A 7,444-nucleotide genomic window follows, 5' to 3' on the forward strand; every position below is an offset into this window, starting at 1 on the left:
GCACTATTCTTAAGCCAAAAGTGTATTTTTTCATTCTATAAAGCAAGATGTCACATAGGTTAAATATAGCTATAAATTCATTAAACGCTACCGCTTTCCATCGTAGCCAAGAACCGATTGCGCAAATGTTTGCTATTTCACGCAAATTGAGGCAGCAAGGGATTAAACATTATGGCTTTCATGGTTTATCTTATAAGTAGTATATTGCATCGGTGTTGCCTGATTATGTGGGTACGGACAATACAGGTAAAACCGTGGTATGTCACTTGGGTAATGGTGCAAGTTTATGTGCTATTGAACATGGAAAAAGTGTGGCATCAACAACAGGTTTTTCTGCTGTGGAAGGTTTGCCGATGGGAACTCGGTGTGGCAGTATTGATGTTGGTGTGGCGTTGTATCTGTGGGAACAAGGTTATAGTTTAAAACAAGCAACTGATGTTATTTTATAAATAATCAGGATTACTTGGTATGTCAGGAGGAATCAGTGCTGATATGCGGGTATTACTTGATAGCGAACATGTTGATGCAAAACAGGCTGTAGAACATTATTGTTATCGTATTGCGCGTGAAATAGGTTCACAAGCGGTGGCAATGCAAGGGCTCAATCATATTATTGTATAGTTATTTTATTCTAAAGTGATACAGGACTAGCAGTCCTCGATTTTAAAACTGATTGATATTTAAAGTGTAAAAGGACTGCCAGTCCTAACACATAAACCGAAATTGACTATATTTACTGCGGGTATTGGTGAACATGCAGTGCCCGTATGGGAAAAATCTGTGAACGCTTAACATGGTTAGGAGTTGAGTTAGATGTCCAAGCAAATCAACAAGGCCAATCATTAATTTCAACAGAAAATAGCTCAATTGCAGTATGGTTGATACTAACCAATGAAGAAATTATCATTGCAAAACACAGTTTGGAATTAGTTTTGACAGCATAGTTTAATGGTGCTGTATTTTGTTTTTAGAATGATAGAAAGTGTTTGATATAGTCAATTTCGATTTATATATTAGGACTGACAGTCCTGTATTACTTTAGAATAAAACGACTGTACTCATGGGTGCAATGATTTTGAGTGTGAGTAAATAGATTGACAGAAGCTGAAAAAATAGATATTTTGCAAATAATAATTTAATCCATTCCATTAATGGGGGTTTTGCATGTCTATGAGAAACACAATTCTATATATTACTTTTTGTTTGCTGTGTTTTAATACATCAATCTATGCCGATGAGGCGCAAGAACGCTCAATGTATAATCAAGTTCAGGACTTGTTAGATAATTATGAGGAAAATTTCCTTAATAAAAACAAAGTTAAATCACTGCTTAATAAAATGGAAAAAATGAATCCTAACAGTCATTATATGTTGGTTGGATATTGCCGTTTTTCATACAAATCAGGCTATATTAGCTACAACGATTATAAGCAGCCTGCATTAGCAAGAGCAAGACAATATTTTAGACAGGCAATTAGCATTAAGCCCAACTTCTCTGACGCTTACCTTTATGGTGCTTATGCTCATGCTTTCAGTAAAAAATATGATTTTGCTCAAAAACTGGCCAATAAAGCACGTCAATTATCACCTAACTCAGCAAGAGTGGATATTTTATTTGCACATTTGGCAAAAATTCATAAAGACTATGCGGCTATCATTCAATATGCTCAAGCAGCCATTAGCAAAGAGCCTAACAATAATGCCATTTTATCAAAAGCTTATAATAATCTTTCAAAAGCATATAAGGGTCTGAAAGATTATGCCAAAGCCGATAGTATATACAAGAAGATCATTGAACTTGATCCAGAGTCAGCTTGGGCAAGAATTAATTACAGCTCCTTTCTGACAAAAAATTTAAAAAACTACGATGAGGCGATAGAACAAGGCAAAATCGCGCTTGAATTAGCAGAGATTGGCATGGCACACAAAGTATTGGGCAAAGCCTATTATGAAAAAGCGGCTCAATTACATTGGGATGAAAAACAATATGAAGCATCATTGCTTTATTTTAAACATTCAACAGAACAATATGCCTATGATTCAAATGCGTGGTACGGATTGGGCATAACCTATTATCAAATAGGCTACAAAAATAGAAATAAATCCCAAATCAAACAAGCAGAAGCTGCCCTTAAAAAAGCCCTTACGATTGACCCAAAACATCAGGAAGCCATTGAAAATTTAAAACATGTCGAGATGTTATTGAATAGGTTAGAGAAATCCAGTTAAATCACAGCAGCCTAATGCCCTTTATCTAAGCATAATGATATGGGGCATAACATAAGAAAACAGCCACATAATCCTGATATTTAGAATGTTTTCCTGATTTGATAAGCTAAAAATCTAATTTTTCTCATAGCTAGGTAATAATTGAATTGCATCACTAATTAGTATGTCAATGATGTTATTGAGAGATTGCTGCATAGCGATTTTCCATTCAGTTTGTGTGGCAATAATGGCCTCGTTCACATCGTTGCTAAAAGCTTCTCGTTGCATCACTTCAACACCTTCGTTAATAGCATAATCTATTCCTAATCCAATACCTGCTCCAATCACAGTACCCACAGGCCCACCCAGTGTACCAATCGTACCACTACCACCGACGACAAGTGCTTTAGTCACAAAAGGAGAAGCTAACTTAGATAATAAGCCTTTACTCGCAGTACCCGCCACTGTTTTGATAGCAACACCTCCCAACACTTTACCGCCGATACTTGCACCACCCGCTATGAGAACTGCGCCTAAAGTTTTCCCTTCTGGGGTTTTTTCGTATGCTGCCATATTCATTTTATTAAACTGACTATCCCAATCCAATCTCATATCAACTTGAGTGTTCTCTGTCTGTAAATGGGTAGTTTCACGAGAGACAAAAGACAGGAAATTTAAATGTATCATCGATAAGGCATTAATATAATGACTGCGTATTGAGGTTACGGTATTTTGATAAGTCTGCTTTAGTTTTGGATGGGTGACTTCAGGACGCAATACAATATCTTCATAATGTTTAAGGATATATTGCTCAACATCATGTGCAACGACATCACTTAAATCTTCGGAACTAAAGCTGATCGTATGTTCCGCAGTCGCAGAAATGGCTTTCCATAAAATTTTATATGTAGTGGCATAAGCAAAATACCAATCAGCAAATATATCTACTCGCTCGTGTACTGACTCAAAGCTTAAGCTTAAAGTATATTCTAGTTCATTATCAGCTTGTTGGATTAAATTGTGTCTCATTTGCTCTAGCGATTTGACACTTTGTTGTACAAATTCTGAATAACGTTCCGCGTCCGCTAAGACTTTTACTAATTCACCTGCTTGATTTTGGTAAATAAGTTGTATTTGTGGGTGGACTTGGGCTTGAATGCCTGTTTTGATTTGTGATTCGTCTTGGTGAACAGCTTGGTTGTATTCAGTCTTAGATATTAAGAAATCGTACCAAGTGCGTCCAAAAAAAAGTATGATAAAGCAGATAAGAAAAATAGTAATCAGCCATCTAAACATGGGATAGGCTCTTGCAAATTAGGATATTAAAAATAGTTTAGCTCGAATAGATAGTTTTGACATAAAAATAAATATTTTGGGAATATGCTGAATCCAAATTCGACTCAAATTATAGTCCTCTAAATCATGGTAAAGCACACAGCTATTATCGAAATTATTGAGTAAATTTAAGTTGTTATGGGTAAAGCAGGTTTAAAGCCATTATCTGCGACGACTAAAGATGTGGAAGAAAACGCATTTATAAGAGGTTTGGAATATTTTTAATAGCATTTCAAATCTTGCTTTATCCATCCCTTATTGCTGAACACGATTTCTGCTGTACCTATTACCAGATAAAAGCTTGAGGTTGATATGGAAGTGTTTTATATCCATTGGATAAATAAATAGTGTGTTGCGGTATTTTTTTCTGGTCAACAAATTTCAACATTGCATAATAACGTCGAATCCGACGCACATATTCCACCGCTTCATAACCACGTGCTTTGCCATACTTGGTTTTTTTATACCATTCAGGTTTGGATAACAATAACAAATATTTTTTGACCACACCCCAATAATTAGACTTAAATCCATCTTGTTCTGCCAATTTTCGCGCATCCATCACATGACCAAAACCCACATTATAAGCAGCGAACATAAACCAAGTACGATCAGGTTCAACAATATCATCTGGTAAGCGTGAATATAATTTTCTTAAATAACGAGCACCCCCTTCAATACTTTGAAATGGATCTTCACGGTTCTCAACACCCAAATAAGCTGCGGTATCCTCGGTCAACATCATTAGACCACGTACACCCGTTCTTGATATGGCATCAGGATTCCATAAAGATTCTTCATAACCAACCGATGCAATCAATCGCCAATCAATTTGCTGAGCTAAACCCATCTGCTCAAAACAGTGCCGATATAATGGCAAACGTTTTTTAACATTTTTATAAAAACTATTGATATTGAATGCATTAAAATCCTTAGCTTCGGTCAATTCTCCGTAATAATGCTGTTTTAGTTTTTCCAATTCACCAGAATATTTGGCTTGTTCAATAAATTGCACTGCTGCTTGATATAAGCTGTCATCCTTAGTTTGTCGCAAAAATGCCCAGCCACGTTGCTGGGTTGAAACACTGGTTGCAATTAATAGTTTTGGATAAAAATGACGTATTGCTGCAAGTTGATGCGAGTCTGCTAAAACTAAATGTTGCTCATCTAATTGTGATAATAAGTTTAAATTAGAAGTCTCAAAAGTTTGCCAGCTCAGTTTAGGCTGTTGTTGCTTTAGCTGCTCAATAATTTCTTTATAAATAATATGTTGACTGGTTTGAATAGGGTATTTTTCAGTAAGCTGATTTAGATTTTTGGGAATCTGCGGATTTTCTTGATGATAGACAAGATAATGCTCTGTTTTTTGATAAAAAGGGGTGGTTCGTAAATCGATATGTTGGTGCAAGGAATTATGGGTAATCGCAAATTGTACCGCTTGATTTTGTAATAAACTCACGATTTCATCAGAATTAGCCACAGTTACAATATGAACTTTAACTTGTAATTGTTGTGCAAAATCTTGAATTAATTCCATATCCAAGTTTTTTTGAGCTGGAGATAAATGCGTATATGGCAGCACTGCAATTTTAATATTGCCCTGTTGCTGAATCTGTTGCAATTGAGTTAATTCAGGCGTGCAAAAACTGAGGAAGATGCCTAGTAATACGATTATTAAATATTTCATGATTGATTCTCATTCGGCAACGATAAAAAAATAGAATGCTTTTATTTTGCTGACAGCTAAACCTCTAATTATACAAGCAATTTTTAAAGCATTTTTATTATTTTTAAGTCGTTCCCTAATAAAATCGGCTTTTTTCACTTAATAAGCATTCTCTAAATGAAAAAGTTAGATTATAAAATAACTATTTATTCTAGTTAAGCCACCTCTAAATGTACATAGTAAAATGCTTAAAATTGCTCTCATTTTTAAATAAAAACTACATTAACTGCTTGACGGACTATATATTTAAATGAATAATCTGATATTCTTACTTTAACAATTTAAATATTGGGCAGCTTGATTCCATTGCTTGCTAAGGTAAGATAGCAAAATTTTTCAACTGGATAATCATTGTGCGTCGTGTATTTGTGCGTTATGGATTGGTAACTTTGCGCTGGTTATGGCAATTATGGCTATGGGTTATCCTGATCGTAGGCGTGCTCTCTTTACTACTTTTTGCCATTTTTTATCGTTTATCTGAATATCGCCCCCAAATTGAATATTGGGCAAGCGAAATGTTGCAACAACCTATTATTATCGGGGATATTTCAACCGACTGGATAGAAGGTGCACCAACTTTAGAGTTACAACAGATTCGCCTTGTTTCCCCAGATAAAAACAGCTTTATTGAAATTCCTCAAATCCGTATTGGTTTGAGTATGCTCACCTCGTTGCTACAACAGCAATTAATTACCAGCCAAATCAATTTAAATATCAAACAATTAACCTTACATCGTCAGTTAGATGGTTCGGTGCGCGTTGTTGGTTTTGCTGAGTCAGAAACAAGCCAACAAACCAATAAACCCATCAATGCAGATGCCAATTTTTTACTGCGATGGCTGCTTAAACAACAAGATATTCAATTACAAATTGAGCGAGTGACTTGGCAAGAATTACAGCATAAACCACTGCATTTTGATGATTTAGGTCTACATTTGAAAAAACAAGCAGAAAATAACCATATTTCAGGACAAATCGGATTACCTATTGGTGAGATACAACAAACCTTACAATTCTCTAGCATAAGTCAATGGGATGATATTAATTTATTGCATTTAAATGGACAAATCCAGTGTTCACCTAAAAAAATACAAACATTGCCAATTTTCTCTAGCCAAATTGAGATAAATCCAAATGAGAATAAAGGGTTTAATATTGATTTATCCCAGCTTTATATTCAAACAATAGCTCAATCCTCTGATGCTAATCAATTAAATATTATTATAAATCCTAATGGTTATCAGCATGATATATCAGCCAAACTGGCTTTTTTAGATTTAGAACCCTCATTTTTATTAGCCAAACAATTTTTGAAAAATACGCCTTTTTTAGATCAATTAAAATCTATTGCGACTAAAGGACATTTAAGACAAATTCAATTAGATTATCCAGCCAATAAAAAATGGGAATTAAAAACAGAACTAGAGAATATTTATTTTAAATATCAGCAGCATAAAATTAAAAAATTATCTGGCTCTGTTACAGCACAAGCAGAGCAAGTCAAGATTAATATTGCTCATGCTAACATGGATTTTATTGAGCCTAGTTTATACGGTCATGCTTTATATTTCAAAGAATTAGAAACAAATATTCAAATAAAAAAACAGCCCGAAAATATAGAAATCACAATTAATAAATTTAAAGTACAAGAGCAAAATACGCCTATGCAGCTCAAGGGAAAAGTTGATATTTTGCCGAATAAACCACCTTATTTAGATTTAGACCTAATGATAGGAAAAGTACAGGCCAAAAATATTTATCGCTACATTCCAGATAAAGAAATTGCTAAAACAGCCCATTGGTTGCAACAGGCCTTAATCGGTGGATATTTAGATAATGCACGATTAAGACTCAAAGGCAATACAAATACAGTCTTCAAATTGGAAAAAAATCAACTTCAGTTTGATGCTAAAGCACAGCAGATTAAATTAAACTATGCAACAGGTTGGTTTCCAATACAAAAGTTAAGCGCAAAACTTAAGATATCTAATAATCAACTTATTATTACCCCAAGTCAGGCTTATTTATTAAATAGTCCATTTCAATATGCTTCGGTGAAAATTCCAAAATTAACAGGAAATCATAAAAAAGTAGTTATTTCTGGAAAATTAGATACAACAGCCCAAAAAGTATTTAAATTTTTATATGAAACCCCGCTAGCTAAGAAAATCGATT

Annotated in this window: 5 protein-coding genes and 2 pseudogenes; 5 read left to right on the plus strand and 2 right to left on the minus strand. The window is 34.5% G+C overall.

Translation table 11 applies throughout. From position 1 onward, the window contains the following. The first annotated feature begins 47 nt into the window (after positions 1 to 47). The 4 genes and pseudogenes from ABXH34_RS03635 (at position 48) to ABXH34_RS03650 (ending at position 2,229) form a co-directional block, all read left to right on the plus strand. A pseudogene (locus ABXH34_RS03635) lies at positions 48 to 449 on the plus strand (hypothetical protein). Between the two features lie 16 nt (positions 450 to 465). Then, a pseudogene (locus ABXH34_RS03640) lies at positions 466 to 621 on the plus strand (hypothetical protein); the annotation flags it as partial. A gap of 146 nt (positions 622 to 767) precedes the next feature. After that, on the plus strand, positions 768 to 944 hold the full coding sequence (locus ABXH34_RS03645; protein WP_353570502.1) for a hypothetical protein: 177 nt from the start codon (positions 768 to 770) through the stop codon (positions 942 to 944). Between the two features lie 331 nt (positions 945 to 1,275). Next, positions 1,276 to 2,229 carry a tetratricopeptide repeat protein gene (locus ABXH34_RS03650; RefSeq protein ID WP_353570503.1) on the plus strand — a complete coding sequence of 318 codons (954 nt, stop codon included), beginning with the start codon at positions 1,276 to 1,278 and terminating at the stop codon, positions 2,227 to 2,229. Between the two features lie 114 nt (positions 2,230 to 2,343). On the opposite strand, the gene ABXH34_RS03655 is transcribed toward ABXH34_RS03650, so the two are convergent. Beyond that, entirely contained in the window at positions 2,344 to 3,504 is a 1,161-nt protein-coding gene (locus tag ABXH34_RS03655) for a hypothetical protein (RefSeq protein ID WP_353570504.1), read from the minus strand. Between the two features lie 325 nt (positions 3,505 to 3,829). After that, a complete protein-coding gene (mltF, locus tag ABXH34_RS03660; RefSeq protein ID WP_353570505.1) occupies positions 3,830 to 5,230 on the minus strand; it encodes a membrane-bound lytic murein transglycosylase MltF in 1,401 nt (466 codons plus the stop codon). 392 nt (positions 5,231 to 5,622) lie between these two features. Here mltF and ABXH34_RS03665 point away from each other — a divergent pair. Further along, positions 5,623 to 7,444, plus strand: a 1,822-nt coding sequence (locus ABXH34_RS03665; protein WP_353570506.1) for a YhdP family protein, incomplete at its 3' end; no start/stop codon positions are given.

The sequence above is a fragment of the Candidatus Albibeggiatoa sp. nov. BB20 genome (assembly GCA_016744725.1).
GTDB lineage: Bacteria > Pseudomonadota > Gammaproteobacteria > Beggiatoales > Beggiatoaceae > Albibeggiatoa.

Coding starts and splice junctions, on each gene's coding strand:
- ABXH34_RS03645 (WP_353570502.1), top strand. CDS start 768: ATGGGAAAAATCTGTGAACGCTTAACATGGTTAGGAGTTGAGTTAGAT.
- ABXH34_RS03655 (WP_353570504.1), bottom strand. CDS start 3,504: ATGTTTAGATGGCTGATTACTATTTTTCTTATCTGCTTTATCATACTT.
- mltF (WP_353570505.1), bottom strand. CDS start 5,230: ATGAAATATTTAATAATCGTATTACTAGGCATCTTCCTCAGTTTTTGC.